The sequence below is a fragment of the Vibrio sp. SCSIO 43009 genome (assembly GCF_023716525.1).
Classification (GTDB): Bacteria; Pseudomonadota; Gammaproteobacteria; order Enterobacterales; family Vibrionaceae; genus Vibrio; species Vibrio alginolyticus.
Genome location: NZ_CP071842.1, coordinates 2,416,023 through 2,431,728 on the forward strand (window position 1 = coordinate 2,416,023; position 15,706 = coordinate 2,431,728).

General features: G+C 44.2%; 15 protein-coding genes. 6 read left to right on the top strand and 9 right to left on the bottom strand.

The features are described from left to right. Window positions 1-5: 5 nt before the first annotated feature. From J4N43_RS11165 to J4N43_RS11205, 9 genes are all read right to left on the bottom strand, one after another. Window positions 6-818, bottom strand: coding sequence for a hypothetical protein (locus tag J4N43_RS11165; RefSeq protein WP_053350462.1), 813 nt, complete (start codon window positions 816-818; stop codon window positions 6-8). A gap of 172 nt (window positions 819-990) precedes the next feature. Beyond that, on the bottom strand, window positions 991-3,975 hold the full coding sequence (locus J4N43_RS11170) for a M6 family metalloprotease domain-containing protein (protein ID WP_172677731.1): 2,985 nt from the start codon (window positions 3,973-3,975) through the stop codon (window positions 991-993). A 360-nt stretch (window positions 3,976-4,335) separates the two neighbouring features. Then, window positions 4,336-5,703: a TrkH family potassium uptake protein gene (locus J4N43_RS11175; RefSeq protein WP_053350461.1), complete on the bottom strand. Its 1,368-nt coding sequence runs from the start codon at window positions 5,701-5,703 to the stop codon at window positions 4,336-4,338. Then, window positions 5,700-6,362, bottom strand: coding sequence for a potassium channel family protein (locus tag J4N43_RS11180; protein ID WP_005388291.1), 663 nt, complete (start codon window positions 6,360-6,362; stop codon window positions 5,700-5,702). The genes J4N43_RS11175 and J4N43_RS11180 overlap by 4 nt, the downstream gene beginning before the upstream one ends. 250 nt (window positions 6,363-6,612) lie before the next feature. Then, window positions 6,613-7,821 carry a DEAD/DEAH box helicase gene (locus J4N43_RS11185; protein ID WP_005382264.1) on the bottom strand — a complete coding sequence of 403 codons (1,209 nt, stop codon included), beginning with the start codon at window positions 7,819-7,821 and terminating at the stop codon, window positions 6,613-6,615. Window positions 7,822-7,920: 99 nt separating this feature from the next. Continuing rightward, window positions 7,921-8,661: a transglycosylase SLT domain-containing protein gene (locus J4N43_RS11190; RefSeq protein WP_080996858.1), complete on the bottom strand. Its 741-nt coding sequence runs from the start codon at window positions 8,659-8,661 to the stop codon at window positions 7,921-7,923. Between the two features lie 210 nt (window positions 8,662-8,871). Further along, complete coding sequence (locus J4N43_RS11195; protein ID WP_053350460.1) at window positions 8,872-10,116, bottom strand: NAD(P)/FAD-dependent oxidoreductase; 1,245 nt, start codon at window positions 10,114-10,116, stop codon at window positions 8,872-8,874. A 7-nt stretch (window positions 10,117-10,123) separates the two neighbouring features. Then, window positions 10,124-11,191, bottom strand: coding sequence for a class I SAM-dependent methyltransferase (locus J4N43_RS11200; RefSeq protein WP_053350459.1), 1,068 nt, complete (start codon window positions 11,189-11,191; stop codon window positions 10,124-10,126). A 27-nt stretch (window positions 11,192-11,218) separates the two neighbouring features. Beyond that, window positions 11,219-11,617, bottom strand: coding sequence for a hypothetical protein (locus J4N43_RS11205; RefSeq protein ID WP_005382272.1), 399 nt, complete (start codon window positions 11,615-11,617; stop codon window positions 11,219-11,221). Window positions 11,618-11,693: 76 nt separating this feature from the next. Here J4N43_RS11205 and J4N43_RS11210 point away from each other — a divergent pair, with 76 nt between their 5' ends. Genes J4N43_RS11210 through J4N43_RS11235 form a run of 6 tightly spaced genes read left to right on the top strand, consistent with a single transcriptional unit; the run spans window position 11,694 to window position 15,698 of the window. Beyond that, window positions 11,694-12,422, top strand: coding sequence for a beta-ketoacyl synthase chain length factor (locus J4N43_RS11210; RefSeq protein ID WP_017634792.1), 729 nt, complete (start codon window positions 11,694-11,696; stop codon window positions 12,420-12,422). After that, complete coding sequence (locus J4N43_RS11215) at window positions 12,419-13,186, top strand: lysophospholipid acyltransferase family protein (RefSeq protein WP_005388305.1); 768 nt, start codon at window positions 12,419-12,421, stop codon at window positions 13,184-13,186. The genes J4N43_RS11210 and J4N43_RS11215 overlap by 4 nt, the downstream gene beginning before the upstream one ends. 13 nt (window positions 13,187-13,199) lie before the next feature. After that, window positions 13,200-13,460, top strand: a complete 261-nt coding sequence (locus J4N43_RS11220; protein ID WP_053350458.1) for a phosphopantetheine-binding protein — start codon at window positions 13,200-13,202, stop codon at window positions 13,458-13,460. A 15-nt stretch (window positions 13,461-13,475) separates the two neighbouring features. Further along, entirely contained in the window at window positions 13,476-13,733 is a 258-nt protein-coding gene (locus J4N43_RS11225; protein ID WP_005382279.1) for an acyl carrier protein, read from the top strand. Beyond that, a complete protein-coding gene (locus J4N43_RS11230) occupies window positions 13,733-14,293 on the top strand; it encodes a COG4648 family protein (RefSeq protein ID WP_025766967.1) in 561 nt (186 codons plus the stop codon). The genes J4N43_RS11225 and J4N43_RS11230 overlap by 1 nt, the downstream gene beginning before the upstream one ends. A gap of 4 nt (window positions 14,294-14,297) precedes the next feature. Continuing rightward, a complete protein-coding gene (locus J4N43_RS11235) occupies window positions 14,298-15,698 on the top strand; it encodes an AMP-binding protein (RefSeq protein WP_053350457.1) in 1,401 nt (466 codons plus the stop codon). Window positions 15,699-15,706: the final 8 nt, after the last annotated feature.

A 15,706-nucleotide genomic window follows, 5' to 3' on the forward strand; every position in this document is an offset into this window, starting at 1 on the left:
AAGGGTTAAGCGGAAAATTCTTCACCCGTTTTTGGTGGCTGTGATGGCGTATCAAAACGAGCGCGTTCGATATCCACTACCGTTTTATAGCTCAACGATAACAATGCCAGCTGGTACGCGCCAAAAATACCATAAGCCACACCGACGAGGCTCAACATAAAGAGATTCGTAAAGTGGCTAAAGATCAGCTGACTGAGCAAGCCCGCACCCAATGGAATTAGTCCCATCAAAATGAATACTTGTTTGTTGTATGGTCTGCTCTGATTCCACGAACGACGCAAACTGCGCGGCTGATGATCCATTGCAGTCGCTGGCAACACAAATGACCATCGCGCCATTACCCAATAGCCAGGAATGCTTGCAATCGTTGTGATAATAGCCATAGCAACAAAGTCGGCTTCACCACTTTCTGCAATGTAGATAAACGACAACACAAAGATCGGGATACCAATAACGAGCATCATCATCAGTCCAAACAGTATCCACCAGCCTATGAAACGGAATTCTCGAGCTGACAAACGAAATACATCCAACGCCGAGTGCATGTAATCGCCGACTAAATAAATTCGATGCACACGCACAGCCGCCATAGCAGCAACAAGTGGGTACAAAATAATTGTGACGAAATAAAATCCTGCGACATTGCCTTCTTGAACGTTCGCTTGATCTTGCCCCGTCATTTCAGGATACATAAAAGCAAAAATTGAGTGCACGATAATCAACGGAATACAAGCAATAACAATTGCGAGTAGATTCCTTCTGACCATCACTGCCGCTTCTCGGCATATTTCCGAAACAGAAAAGCCCTCGGTAGACATATAACATCCTTAGTTCATAAAAATCGGCCCCTAGGGTAACCGCAGAGTAGAAAAATCGCTTTAAAAATAATGAGAAACACATCTCATAAGATAATGAGAACGAAACCAAAATAGATCAGATAAAAAATAAGCCACTCAATGTGAGTGGCTTATACCGCAATTCAATACCGTTTTAGACGCGACGTCGCCAGCCTAATGTTGCAAGTAACATCAAAGCCCAATAAGAAACACTGCCGCTACCTTCAGAGTTCTTGAATGTCGTTGTCTTCAAAGAAGCAACAACCGTCACGATAACTTCACCCGTAGCAGTGGCACCATGACCGTCTGAAACCGTATATTGCAGCTTGATGCCGTCAGTAGGGCTATCCGGTGCTTGAAAACGGATTTTGCCATTCTCTACACTCGCACTTCCCACACCCGTTACGTTCTGCACACTTTCTACAACCAGTTTATCGCCGTTCACATCCGAATCATTGCTCGCTGCATCAATCAGAATACTTTCACCAACGGCAACGGTCGCCGTATCTGCAAGCGTAACTGGCGCTGCGTTTTTCATGGTTAAATCGACGGTAGCACTGGACGTTTCATTACTAGGGTCAGTCACGGTTAAACGGAATGTCAGAACCTCACCCGCTTTTGCACCTTGAGGCACCGTAAAGCTTGTGCTAACACTGGTTGCATTGCCAAGAGAAACTGAAGTGCCAGCCAACTGCTCCCATTTATAACTCAACACATCACCATCAGCATCCGTACTATTTAACGCAGACAACGTGACTCGCTGCCCAACCGTCATGTCTTTATTATCAACATCAATCACGGCCACTGGCGCTTCGTTGCTGCCAAGCACTTCCACCTGCACATTCACGATTGAAGATGAGTACGCACCATCAACCGACAACAAACGATATTGGAAAGTGTCCAGACCAACGAAGTTAGCTTCAGGTTGGTACTGGTTGCCAGAGATGGTGCCGTGCTCAGGCTTCTGCACAATGTCCACATTGAACTGATACCCTACCGCCATGAAATCATTGTCCATCAGGTTCAGTTTGATTGGCGTATTTTTATTGGTTTGTAACGAATCAGATTTCGCTTCAACCAAGTTGCTCGCATCCACATTTAATAATGCTGCAAACGGAATATAAGAGAACCCGGCTTTTTCTAGACCAAACGTGCCAATCTCACTGTAATCACCAGTCCACATTACAGGTAGGGAGGCTTTTTCAGTTTTTAGCAAGCGGCCGAAGTCAAAGTTTGCATCAAATTGACCGCCTTCCAATTCAACGACCAATAAATGCTGACCCGCACTCAATTGGCTTGATTGAGGGAATAAAATTCGAGATGACTTTTGGAAGTTACCTTGCTGTAAAAGCTCAGCGTTGTTTTGATTCAATATTAATCGATAGCCAATGTTTCCAGAAAATGGGAATCGCCAAACTCGATAAATCATGTCACTTTGAGCGCTATCTCTTTGCGCGTAAAGTTGAAGGCCATCAAGCTCTGTATCACTATTCAAGTCCAGTGACACCGCCAGAGTGTTACTCCCACTCGCGTACACATAACCTTGATGAAGAGAGTTCAGCCATGCTGATTTATTTGGTTCGTTTGTATGCTCAAGAGAAAAGCTACCGCCGTTGGTGTTGCTGGCAATGTTGGAAATACGAACCCCAGTATCAAACCCTGTGATCGCTCTCAGACCCGGGGTCGATGTATCTGAAATGACATCGCCACCATTAGGGTACAAATCGTCAGCGTCACTCCTACCATCATTTTCTAACTCATTCAGACCATCAGCCTGCATGATTTGAACCTGCATCGCGCCAACATCATTAAAGCGGTTCTGGACATTGACCGACGTCGCCAGGATACCTTCAGCCGCCAATGCTCGGTCGTAACCGCTAAAGGTGCGATTTTCCAAGTAAACACGTGGGCCAAACTCTTTCAAGTACGGGTCGAGATACACCAGCTTGACATCGTCGTTGTTCACAGAAATAGGCGCTGGACTTTCATGAGTTACCGTTGGTACAACAAAACCAGCAGCGTGTTTGCTCCATGCACTCATGTTCACCGGAGTGTCACCAGCGTATGAATCTCCCGGTTTCTGCGCCCATGAACCGCCACCCATCACGCCCCAAGAGCCGATCGAGGCATCACTGTTCCTTGCGTACAAATCCGGTAAGCCAAGCATTAAGTGGCCAAGCTCGTGTACGATCACGCCCAAGGTCGCTTGATGATCAACTTGATAGTCAGCGAACACACAATAGTCTGTGATCTTTTTACCATCTAGTGTGACATCATCGTGAGAGAATTTGTGCGGCCAAATAGCAGGACGGTTGAGAACCCCTGTTGAACGATCGCCCCCCGCAAAAATAAACATGACAGAGAGTTCTGACGGTTCTACGGTACCATTTTGATTGCTGTCGTAGGCCGAAAGATTAAAGTATGGATCCAGTTTTTGATAAGCCTCGGTGAAAACCGCATTCAACTTGGCGGTGCATGTTTTATCAGTCGAACTAGAGTGACAGTTAGGGTGGCTTTGTGCCACAGTCACATCTATCACACCGTCATTGGCGGTGCCGTAACTCTCAAGTGCAGGAACAACTTTGAATTTACCTTGAGAGTTTTTATCAAAGTAATCCACAACGCTTTGACCATTGGTATTAAATACGCGTTGCTCAAAATCATGCACCATTGCTTGGTCATCAAACGAAACTTGCACAACCAATAGGGGCTGCTGCTTCACCGTTGAACTGCTCATCGCCTGGTAACCTTGCGCCGAACGCAGTAGGTTTTTTCGTGCCATCGGTTCAATGGTTTTTAGAGAAGATAATTGCGGTTTAACTTGTAAATCCGGGCGAAACCTCGCCGACTCAGGTGGCTCACTCGACTGCGTTTTCACCACACCTGTCGAGATCAATATTGGCGTGTCTGACTCGCGCTGAATCTGCGCGAAAAACCAAACGCCGTCTTCCTGAAGTAAGGCATTGCCCTGCTTATCTTCAAACCAGTGGAAATCTGCCGTTCCACGTAGAATTGCCTCACTGGAGCTACCATCGCTCAACGCAATAGTATGCCAAACCGGTGATGGCGGAGTAGTTGCCATGCTCTTCCCTGCAAGAAGCGCAGTTAGCATAGCCATGGCGAGTGTGTTGAATTTCAAAGTACGACTCCATCTTTTCGATTCGTTAATTAATACCAAGCACAACAAGCACAAAGTAACCCTATGGGCATAGAGTAAGACTGAGTGACTATTGACGAAGGCTGGTATCAATTCGCTCAGATAACACGACGTAGTTTGGTGTCACACTACAAAAGCGTCGGATTCCAAAACGCTGTTATGAGCGTAGCTTCTGAGAATATAAATTGAGTGAATGAATAGTATCGAAACGAAAGGAAGAAGAAATGAACTTCTACGAATTTGTAGGTAAAACTGGGCAACATTCCACATATTCTATAAATGTACGAGCACTGCTATTAATCAATGCTCGTAATGGTCGCGCGGCCATTGTTTAACGCTATATTAACCTGTAAGAACGGCGTCTTCTGGGTATTTGACCAAGGTAGGTTCAGGACGTGCCAACATGTAGGCAAGCGTGAGCGGCCCAATACGACCAATGATCATCACCACGATCATAATGTATTTACCAGGTTCAGAAAGTTCCGCAGTCAAACCGGCGGTGAGCCCCACTGTGGCAAATGCGGAAATGGTTTCAAACATAACCTTATCAAAGCTGGCCTTCTCGGTAAGCATCAATAAAAACATTGCGCTTGTCAGGATGGCTCCGCTCACAACGATAATTGCCAATGACTTAGTCACAGTTTGCCAATTTATGGTTCGCTTAAACATAACCACATGTTTCTTTTGGCGTAAAAAGGTCCACGTAGCCATAAACGCAACAGCAAATGTGGAAACTTTAATACCGCCCCCCGTTGAGGTGGAACCCGCTCCAATTAACATTAGAACAATCATGACCAGTAAGGCTGGCTGGGTAAACAACGCCAAGTCAACACTATTAAACCCTGCCGTTCGAGCACTCGCAGATTGAAAGAATGCCGCCAACCATTGCCCTGTTGCAGGTAAAGACGCCATTGTGTTTGGGTTGCTTCGTTCAAGTAACCAAAACAGCATCGTTCCGACTAAGAGCAATATCGGTGTCGCAATCAGCATGATTTTGGTGTGAAGATGCCAAAAGTGGAAACCTTTGCGCCAGTTTAGCCAGATGTCACCCACAACAGTAAAACCAAGCCCGCCAAAAATGAATAGCCCCGCCAGTGTAAAGATAACCAACGGATCATTCACAAAGCTCATCATACTGTCAGAAAACAGCGCGAACCCAGCGTTGTTAAATGCAGAAATTGCATGAAACAAGGCGTAAAACATACCAGTCTGCCAGCCCATTTCAGGGACCCAGCGGATAGAGAGAAAAATAAACCCGATCGTTTCTGCAACAAGCGCGAAAACAACAATCCGCTTTACTAGTCGGTTTAGATTGACTTGCCGATCTTGCCCTAATGCTTCTTTCGCCAGCGCTTGTTGACGCAAACTCAAACGCACGCCGAACATATAGAGTAAGACCGCCGACAAAGTCATCTGCCCCAACCCACCGATTTGCATTAAAAACATCAGCAAGATTTTACCCGCAAGCGTAAAGTGTTGCCCAGTATCGACAACACCAAGCCCTGTCACACTAATAGCGGACGTTGCAGTAAACAAAGCATCCGTTATCGACAGGCCCGTAACAGAAAAAACTGGCAAGGTTAGCAATACCGCAGAAGGCAGTAAAACACCGAGAAAACTGAGCAATATAATTCGCGGTTCGTTGCCTTTCGCTTTCTCTTGTTTACCATCTGGTGCGTAAAAAACACCTTTCTGATGAAAATACGTCATAGCGATTTTAATTTATTTGCGAGCGCATCTTGAGGGCCGACCACAATAATTAGGTCACCAATTTCTAGTGTGGTATTAAGGTCAGGTGCCTTGGTAATTTCTGGGCCCCGTTTAAACCCTAGCACTTGCACGCCATCGACTTTGCACAGAGCCAAATCACTTAGTGTCTTACCCATCCAACGAGAGCCAATCACAAACTCCGTCATAGCTAAGCCACTGCCTAATGGGTGGAACTCAAGAACCCGTTTATCGAGCATTTTACGCGCGACACGTATCCCCATGTCACGCTCAGGCATGATAATGTGGTCTGCGCCAATTTTTTGCAGAACACGAGCTTGGAAGCGGTCGTTGGCTTTAACCCATACTGACTTTACTCCCGCCTCTTTAGCAATCAATGTCGCAAGAATACTGGCATTGACATCCGCTCCGATGGCAATCATCACCATGTCGTAATCATCAAGTTTGAGCTCAGCAACCGTCTCTTCGTGAGTACAGTTAGCCACAACCGCCTGACTAACAAAACTGGCAGCTTCTTTAACTCTGTCTTCGTTGATGTCAACGGCTAAAACTTGAGCGCCTGAATCTTGTAACTCTTTACACACTGCCAAACCAAATCGGCCAAGACCAATAACGGCGAATTGCTTATCACCTGTTTTCATTTGTGCCCCATCTTATGCATTCATTAGCAAGCAAAAAAGTTTGCGCCCATTCCTTACCTTGTGCAAACCTGCGGACAGATAATTGACAAAAGCTTAACGCACCTTGATTCACTTTACGTGTTAAGCGTATGACACTGATTAACTTTTTTCCTCATTACCGAATAGAAACCGTCGCGATGGCTACATTATTGGATGCCTAAAAACACAAAAAGCCGCAAGAATGCGGCTTTTAGATCATGGGATAAACTGGCTATTTTGATTCGCGCTTATCGTGCGGTTTACGTTTATTCTTAGGCACGTAATTTAAAATTGAAATTGGTACTGGCTTTCTTGGCGCAAAACCTTCAATTTCCACTCGCTCTAGCAAGTGCCCTAAACGGCTTTCAATCATGCAGAGGTTCTTAAAGTCGTCTTTTGAAACCAGTGATATCGCCTCACCTTTCGCGCCAGCACGACCTGTACGACCAATACGATGTACATACTCATCCGCTGGGTAAGGTAAATCGTAGTTGATGACAACTGGCAGATTATCAATATCAATACCGCGCGCAGCAACGCCGGTTGCGACTAAGTACTGGATTTCACCCGCTTTAAACTTTTCTATTAATTCCTGGCGAACACGCTGATTACGGCCACTGTGGAATGCTTCTGCCACAATGCCACGTTTCTCAAGTTGGCTTACCAGTTTGGCTGCACCGTGTTTAGTTTCAATAAATACCAGTACTTGCGACCAGTCATTTTCTTTAAGCAAGTGACTTAACAGCGACGACTTCATGTCTTTATCGACGGTCGTGATCCACTGTTTAATATTTGATTTTGAGGCACTGTGCTTTGCAATCGTGATCTCTTCAGGATCAATAATCGCATTTTTCGCCAAGTCACGAACAGGGTTAGATAACGTCGCTGAGAACAGCAAACTTTGCACATGTTCTGGCATACAGTCGACGATTTTGTCGATCGCATCGATGAATCCCATATCCAACATTTTGTCGGCTTCATCAAGCACTAGCATTTCCACTTCATCAAAGTGAATCGCGCGTTGACCGTACAGATCAATCAAGCGCCCAGGCGTGCTTACCACAATATCGACACCCTCGATCAAGGCTTGTTTTTGTGGTGCATAATCCACACCACCAAACATCGCCATTGAGCGTAATGGTAAGTTTTTACCATAAGCTTCAATACTTTGATGAACCTGAAGCGCCAGTTCGCGTGTTGGCGTTAGGATAATCGCACGAGCGCGTTTTTTACGTTGCGTTTCGCCTCGACTAAGCTTTTCTAAGATTGGCAGAACAAAACTGGCCGTTTTACCTGTGCCCGTTTGCGCTGCTGCAATTAAATTGCGGCCACGCAATACGATTGGAATGGCTTTTTGTTGGATAGAAGTGGGTTTTTCATAACCTAGCGCTTTTACTGCATCAGCAATCGATGCGCTTAAACCAAGCTTAGAAAATGGCATAGAAAGGTCTCAACAGAGGAAATGGGCGCGTAGTGTATCAGAATCCCCGTGAAGTAACAGAAGGATTCATGCGCGAAAAACTAGGAACATGACACAATCTTAGCCCATGAAATTGGGCTGCAAACCTTTTTCTAATTTTTTCCTCACTTTGTAGGAAATATCATTAAGCGTGATTTTCCCCGTGTTGTGGCGATCGATACCTGCATTCTGTCGATAGGCAATTGAGCCTTGTCTGAACAAAACGAAAGACGGCGGTTTGCCAATCGCAGCAGGGTAGAGAATGGCCATGTAAGCATCTTCTAAGCTATTAATTTTATTTCGATAGGGCCAATAGTACGCTTTCACATAGTCAAGTTGTTCAAGCGCGCTCATTCTCGCAAGAGTCTTTGTGTTCACTCCTAATGACTCTGCGGTAGAGGGCATAAATTGAATTAACCCTGTAGCCCCGCTTCCGGAACCATTTTTGATGCTTGGACTGAAAGTTTCAGCAGTTTCAAATGCCATGCACGCCATAAGATGATTAGGATTGATCTTTAGCTCTTTACTAATACGAATGACTTTAGATTTGAACTCTGGAGAAACTTTACCTCCCCACGCGACCGCGTTCTCGGGATCTGCAATCGAAGAGACCGTTGATGCGTCATGTTCTTCGACAATTTTAGAAAGTAGAGGAAGCGTTTGGCGTAGTCGATGGCTCGAACTCACCAAGCGAATTGATTTGGTAAGAAACTTGTCTTTTTTTTGATGTAGTTTTTGGAACTTTACTAACTTATACAGTTGCTTATAAACCGTTTTCACAACGAAGCCGGATGTAGGGAACACTCCCAGAATGTAATCCATTTCCTACAAATTTAATATAAATATCAGCAACAGGAATCCTGGATGTGATCAATGTCACCATAAAAATTCTCAAATTCGATACACACCGATGTAAGTGGTCAATGTGTCTCCAACACGCTAGAAGTAAAAGTAAAGAGGCATTAAAAAGGTCTTACCAATTTTTTGGTAAGACCTAAGTTTACTGATTCTCGGATAAGCGAATGTATATTCTTACAGTTCAGCTTCCCGAACCAGTTCTGCAAGCGTCGACAAACGCTGCTCACTTTGTTTAACGTAAGGATTATTCGTATCCCAAGCATATCCAGCCAAAATCGCACTAATCATCTGTTTAATACGTGGGTTCGGGTTTTGATAGAAAATCACATCTTGCAACGTGCCGTTGTACCAGCCTTCCACATAAGTGCGGAATGTGTTCACTCCCACCATTAAGCGTTGCGAGTACTCTTCTTGCCAATCAACCTTTTCACCATTCAGCTGACGAACCAAGCAGTCCGCTGCAAACTCTGCCGATTTCATGGCGATAGTGACACCCGATGAAAATACAGGATCAAGAAACTCACCAGCATTACCAAGCAACGCGTAGTGCTCTGTCGCTAAACGTTTGACGTTAGCAGAATAGCCACCCAACTCGCCTGCTGGATTCGGGTAATTCGCATTTCGCAATAAAGCAGCCAAACCCGGCTCTTCATTGGCTAACTGCTGCAACGCTGCAATCTTATCTTCTGGGTATTGTTCGAAAAATTCTGGCTCACCCACCACACCAAACGAACAGGTACCATTAGAGAATGGGATTAGCCAGTACCATACGTCGTGATTTTCAGGATGAACTGAAATTAAAATTTTGTTGCGATCGTATTCCGGCTCTTGGGGAGAGATATGATCTTCGATATGGGTAAAGATCGCTTTTCTAGGCGGAAGACAAGAAGGTTCTTCTAGCTCCAACAAGCGTGGCAAAACACGCCCAAAGCCACTTGCATCCAGCACAAAATCTGCTTCGATTTGATAAGCCTTCTTATTTGAGTCGAGCACTTCTAATCGAGACTTTTTCCCTTCAAACACTAGGTTGAGCAGCTCATGCTGATAACGAATCTCTACGCCTTGCTCTTCAGCGCTATCTGCCAATACTTTATCAAAGTTGGCACGTTGAACCTGAAACGTCGTGCCCGGTCCTGGTGTGTATTTGTTTGTAAAGTCGAACTGGGTGTATACGCCATTACGACGAAATGCAGCACCATCTTTATACTGGAAACCAAACTGCTTTACTGCATGAGTCATTCCTGCTTGTTCAACAACTTCCATACATGCAGGGAGTAGGCTTTCTCCTATGGAAAAACGTGGAAAAGTCGCTTTTTCTAAGACAACAACATCTATGCCACGCGATTTTAATAACGCAGAAACGGTTGAACCTGATGGCCCCGCTCCTACGACAACAACTTGCTTGAGCTCTGTTTTCATTCTGAATTTAGTTTGCTTGTAGTTTTAATAAGGTATGACCAAGGCCAATATTGTCGGTTCTTTCAACGACAGATAAACCTGCCGCTTCGACAATTTCTAAGAAATCATCACTGCGATAAAAGCGACTATTACCGTTAGCTAAACAGGTAAAATAAAGAGAAGTGGCATTAAGGCTATAGGAAGCTCCCGCGTATTTTTGAGCATCCCAAAACAGCTCCAATACGTAAATAGTATCTCCCTTCGTTAACTGGGCTTTAACTTTTTTAAGGATATTGAGGATCTCAATTGGGGAAAAGCAATCCAAGAACTGGCTCATCCACCATACGTCAGCATGCTCAGGCAATGTTTGTGCTTTATCAAGCATGTTTGCAGGGTATGGACGTACACGCTCGACGAACTGGTTTTCTGAAACATTCTTCATCGCTACTTCTAATTGCTGCGGTAAATCAACAATCGTCACTTGAACGTCAAGGTCATGTTTACAACACTGAATCGCCCATTTTCCCGTATTTCCGCCAATATCCACAAGATGCTTTGGCTTGCTTGCAAATACCTCTTTAAGCAGAAGTGGGAACGAGCGATCCGAATAGAAATGATCGAACTTAAACCAGCTCTGTTTGGCTTGTTCTGGTAACGTCGATAGACCTTGATAAATGGTCTCCCAATTGCCCAACTCTTTCAAACCTGACGGTTTACCTTCTTGAATTGCTTCCGTCAAATGCATCATCGCGGCGTAACAAACATCTGCCGTAAAATCCATGTTTGCATTCGTCATACCATCATGAAGAAGGTAAAAACCAAGGTTTGCAAGCGAATAGTTAGGTCGTTCCCATAAAACAATATGCGCACTAATCGCCATATCCAACAGTACTTTAACACCATATTCTGATACTCCCGTTTTCTCGGCAATATCTGTGGCACTCATGCCTTGTGCGCCAGCGCTGTCTAAAGCGGCTAAAATACCTAAATCTCGAAGCGTTCTAGCAGTCTGGAACACGATTGGTGCAAAAGATAACTTCTGAGCTTCTGTCTTCGCCTCAAAAGCATTAAAAGGATCATTATTTTGATTTAACACGGAAAAACCTAACTGCAATTAATAGTTTTATTGTTGAGATTGATTGCCCAACAATGCAATAGCTCGCTGAATATCAACATTCAAGTTGTTTACCCAACGATTGTAATTGCGGTGGATTTTGCCATCACTTGCTTTGAGATTTACTGAGTTGAGATAAATAATTGAGTAATATTTATTATTGTATGGGATTTTTACTTCTGCAGAGTGTTTACGAACGTGGATTTTTGCAATAAGAACACCAGGGCTTACTTCTTCGATCGTCCAGCCTCGGTTAGTTGCTGATTGCACTATGGCCATTTTTACTTGTTTATTTTGAAGATCATAAGCAACTGGAGTATCCTCCACATTCATTACAGGTTGTACTCGTCCACAACCAACAAGAAGCAAAGTTAATAATAACGAGACATACAGCTTAAAACGCGACATGATAATTTCCTTTTTATTGTGAATTTGGGTCAACCCCAATTTGTATCGAGCTGTAAAATAAACAATTTAACCCAATATGCCAAACTCGAAGATCAACATTTCGTTCAATATTGATGCGTGGACAGCGAATTCATTCGGTTTATCCGAATCCAATGAATGGAAACAATGGGCAACAGAGATAAAATGGCCAGAAGATGGCAAAATCAATGTTGCAAATATTCCTGCGATGATGCGCAGAAGAATGAGCCCACTCAGTAAACTGGCGGTACAAACTGCAATCGAAATGCTTAATCAACATCAAGTTGATTACCTTGTATTTTCAAGCCGTCATGGTGAACTGCATCGCAGCGTCGCACTAGTTGAAGATATAATTAATGGAGAAGAGGCGTCTCCGATGGCTTTTTCTCAATCGGTGCACAATACCGCCGCAGGGCTTGCCACTATCGCAACTAAACAACCCATTCCCCTAACTTCTATCGCTGCGGCAGAAAACACATTCCAAAGCGCAATATTAGAAGCATGGCTGTTTTTGTCCGACAATCCTGACAAAAAAGTACTGCTTGTTGATTTTGATGAGCCTATGCCTGACTCTTATTTAGAATATGAAAGCCAACAATACCAAGGGTTTGGACTTGGCTTAATACTTTCTCATGGAGACAAGTTCGCGATACAAAGCTCCATAAACGCAGAACGTTCCGGTCATCCTCTTCCTCAAGGTTTAGTATTTTTGCAACAATACTTGTTAGATAAAAGCCAGTGGACTATTTTCGCTCCGCAACAAGCTTGGGAATGGCACAAAAAATGACTCGCTTAAATCAGTATTGGCGTGTGCTAGCAACAGGCTTTTGTTTTTCAGTATTTGGGTTAGGTGGTTTAGTACTGAGTTTCATTGTTATTCCGACCATTCGTATTTTTGTTTCAGACCAAACGGAACGCGAATATAAAGTTCAGGGTGCGATTCGATATTCATTCAACACATTTTGTAAATTGATGAAGTTGAGTGGCGCAATCGATTATCAAATTATTGGTGCCGATATTCTTCAACAAGATCGTAATTGTTTAATTGTTGCCAACCACCCTAGTTTAATCGATTACGTTCTCATTGCTTCACAATTAAATCGCTGCGACTGTTTAGTAAAATCGGCAATATGGTCGAATCCTTTTATGAAGCACATCGTAAAAGCAGCCGGATATATTCCCAATGAAGCACCGGATGATTTATTAGCACTTTGTGATGAACGATTTAACAAAGGCAACGTGTTGCTTATATTTCCTGAAGGAACAAGAACAACACCAGGTGTAGAGCCGAAATTACAACGCGGTGCAGCACAAATTGCGGTAAGAACAGAACGAGATTTAAGAGTTGTCCATATTACGGTAACACCAAGTTTCCTCACAAAAGAGAAAAAATGGTATCAAGTACCGGCAACAAAGCCCTTTTTCAGGGTTGAAGTTAAGGATAAAGTTGAGATTACCCCCTTTATAAAGCAAACTACGTCGCCGACAATAGCGGCGCGACGCTTACAACAGCACCTAGCTGAAAACATTTTTCCAGAAAACTTTTATTAATAAGCAGGTCCCAGTGGAACAGTTACACAACGACATTAAGCAACTTATTATTGATGCTTTAAACCTTGAAGATTTAACCGTAGATGATATTGAAACGGATGCACCACTTTTTGGTGATGGACTTGGCTTAGATTCTATCGACGCGCTTGAGCTTGGACTCGCAATAAAAAAACAATACAACATCGTTATTGATGCCGACGACTCAAATACGCGCGAACACTTTGCGTCTGTATCAAATCTAGCGAAATACGTTTCTTCTCAAACTAATGAATAAGTTGTAGGTATATTCATGACTGATGTAAATAAAGATCAAGTATTTGAACAAGTTAAAGATGCGCTTGTTGAGCTGTTCGAAATTGACGCAGCCGACATTCAATCAGATGCGCACTTATACCAAGATCTCGATCTTGATAGCATTGACGCCGTTGATTTGGTCGTACACCTACAGAATGTCACTGGCAAAAAAATCAAGCCAGCAGAGTTTAGTGCAGTAAGAACCGTTGACGATGTGGTTAACGCTGTCACTGAATTATTGAAGGAAAGTTAATGCGCCAATTGCTGACTGGTCTGTCTGCAATTGTACTGTTTGCCTACCCCTTCGCCGTCTATTTCGGTATAGATAAATTTGGCTTGAACTTAGTTGGGGGCTTGTTAATTGCTGCGTTACTTTTGCGTGTTTTCGTCGCAAATAAGACCCCACTAAAAGAGTTTAAGTTCTTGGCGCTCGTTACGGGCGCTGTTGGCATTGTCCTAATTACGCTTGGCATGGTGTTTAAACAACATGGGTGGCTTCAGTTTTACCCTGTCGTTGTCAATGTATGTATGCTGTGTGTATTTGGACTGAGCTTAAAACAGCCGCAATCGATCATAGAGAGGCTTGCTCGCTTGCAAGAACCCGACCTTCCGGCTAGTGGCGTGGCTTACACTCGCAAAGTGACGATGGTTTGGTGCGCCTTTTTTACGCTCAACGCTGCCGTTGCACTCTATACCTGTTTCCTACCAGTAAAAATATGGACGCTTTATAACGGCCTCATCAGCTACTTACTTGCTGGTGGCTTGTTCGCTGGAGAATGGATCGTGCGTCAATTTGTTCGAAAGGAACACTAATCGTATGAATACAACGTATTCGAGCTTTACCTCCCTAGCGACCTTGTTCATCGCGGAGAGGTCTGAGCAATCCCCAGTCTCTTACGATCGCGATACGGTTATCACGTGGGGTGATTTCCAACAGCACGTCGCAACACTTACTCAACAGCTAGAAACCCAACCAACGCAAAACATTGCGTTGTGTTTTGGCAACAGCTACCTGTTTGCCGTTGGCTTTTTTGCTTGTTGTTATGCAGGAAAATCCATTGTATTACCTGGTAATTACCAACCAGAAGCACTCAAAGAGCTCAGTGAGCACTACGATTTGTTGCTGCATGATGCCGATGTCTCGGCTCCAGAACTCGTGAGCTCGCTTTTGATCGAAGCTCAATCATTACTAGAAACCACCGTGATTAGCGAGCCAGAGGCCAAACAACCTTATTTTTGGCGTGAATTAAACCTGGCAGAAATACCAGTAACGCTATTTACTTCGGGTTCAAGCGGCACACCAAAAGCCATTGCAAAAACGCTGAAACAGCTCGATATCGAAGTTGCTATTCTAGATAACCTGTGGGGCGACACGGTTGCCAGCACACGCGTTGAAAGCACCGTTTCTCATCAACACATTTACGGCTTGCTGTTCCGCGTATTGTGGCCTTTGTGCTCCGCACGTCCATTTTCAACACACAACCTTGAGTTCCCAGAGCAAATTGTCCATCACGCTGATGCTGACACCACGCTAGTAAGCAGCCCTGCGTTACTAAAACGACTCAGTGAAGAGCACAATCCGGTTGCGATTCGGTGCGTATTTTCTTCTGGTGGTCCCTTGCCAAACCAAGCCGCGCAGCACAGCCAGTTGTTGTTTGGGTCACTTCCTATTGAAGTTTTTGGCAGCACAGAAACCGGCGGCATCGCTTACCGTCAGCAGCACGAAGCCAGTACTCCCTGGACGTTATTCCCTGGTATTGAAGCCGAGCTTAACCATGAAAATTGTTTAAAGCTCCGCTCGCCACACATTGATGAAAACACTTGGTACCAAACTGCGGATGAATGCTATTTCCATGATAGTATTTCTTTTGAATTGCGTGGACGCACTGACCGAATCGTCAAAGTCGAAGAAAAGCGTATTTCCCTTGTCGAAGTGGAAAAACGTTTAGAGCAATTGCCGTGGGTTCAAGAAAGCGTGGTGATCCCAATGGAAGAATCTGGTCGCCTCACGTTAGTCTCGATCATCGTACTTAACGATCAAGGCAGCGATGTGCTTAATGAACTTGGTAAAGGCAAATTTTGGCTTGAGCTTCGCAAGGCACTGCGCAATTGGCTAGAACCGATCGCTATCCCGAGAAAATTCCGAGTGGTCGACGAAATTCCATTGAACAGCCAAGGCAAACGCCAAGTTGCTGAAATTGAAAAACTATTCCAATAAAGCTAGTA

Bases quoted from the DNA above. Each gene is read 5' to 3' on its own strand.
- J4N43_RS11225 (WP_005382279.1), top strand. From the start codon at position 13,476: ATGACTGATGTAAATAAAGATCAAGTATTTGAACAAGTTAAAGATGCG.
- J4N43_RS11235 (WP_053350457.1), top strand. From the start codon at position 14,298: ATGAATACAACGTATTCGAGCTTTACCTCCCTAGCGACCTTGTTCATC.
- J4N43_RS11190 (WP_080996858.1), bottom strand. From the start codon at position 8,661: ATGGATTACATTCTGGGAGTGTTCCCTACATCCGGCTTCGTTGTGAAA.
- J4N43_RS11205 (WP_005382272.1), bottom strand. From the start codon at position 11,617: ATGTCGCGTTTTAAGCTGTATGTCTCGTTATTATTAACTTTGCTTCTT.
- J4N43_RS11175 (WP_053350461.1), bottom strand. From the start codon at position 5,703: ATGACGTATTTTCATCAGAAAGGTGTTTTTTACGCACCAGATGGTAAA.
- J4N43_RS11180 (WP_005388291.1), bottom strand. From the start codon at position 6,362: ATGAAAACAGGTGATAAGCAATTCGCCGTTATTGGTCTTGGCCGATTT.
- J4N43_RS11210 (WP_017634792.1), top strand. From the start codon at position 11,694: ATGCCAAACTCGAAGATCAACATTTCGTTCAATATTGATGCGTGGACA.
- J4N43_RS11165 (WP_053350462.1), bottom strand. From the start codon at position 818: ATGTCTACCGAGGGCTTTTCTGTTTCGGAAATATGCCGAGAAGCGGCA.
- J4N43_RS11185 (WP_005382264.1), bottom strand. From the start codon at position 7,821: ATGCCATTTTCTAAGCTTGGTTTAAGCGCATCGATTGCTGATGCAGTA.
- J4N43_RS11195 (WP_053350460.1), bottom strand. From the start codon at position 10,116: ATGAAAACAGAGCTCAAGCAAGTTGTTGTCGTAGGAGCGGGGCCATCA.
- J4N43_RS11215 (WP_005388305.1), top strand. From the start codon at position 12,419: ATGACTCGCTTAAATCAGTATTGGCGTGTGCTAGCAACAGGCTTTTGT.
- J4N43_RS11230 (WP_025766967.1), top strand. From the start codon at position 13,733: ATGCGCCAATTGCTGACTGGTCTGTCTGCAATTGTACTGTTTGCCTAC.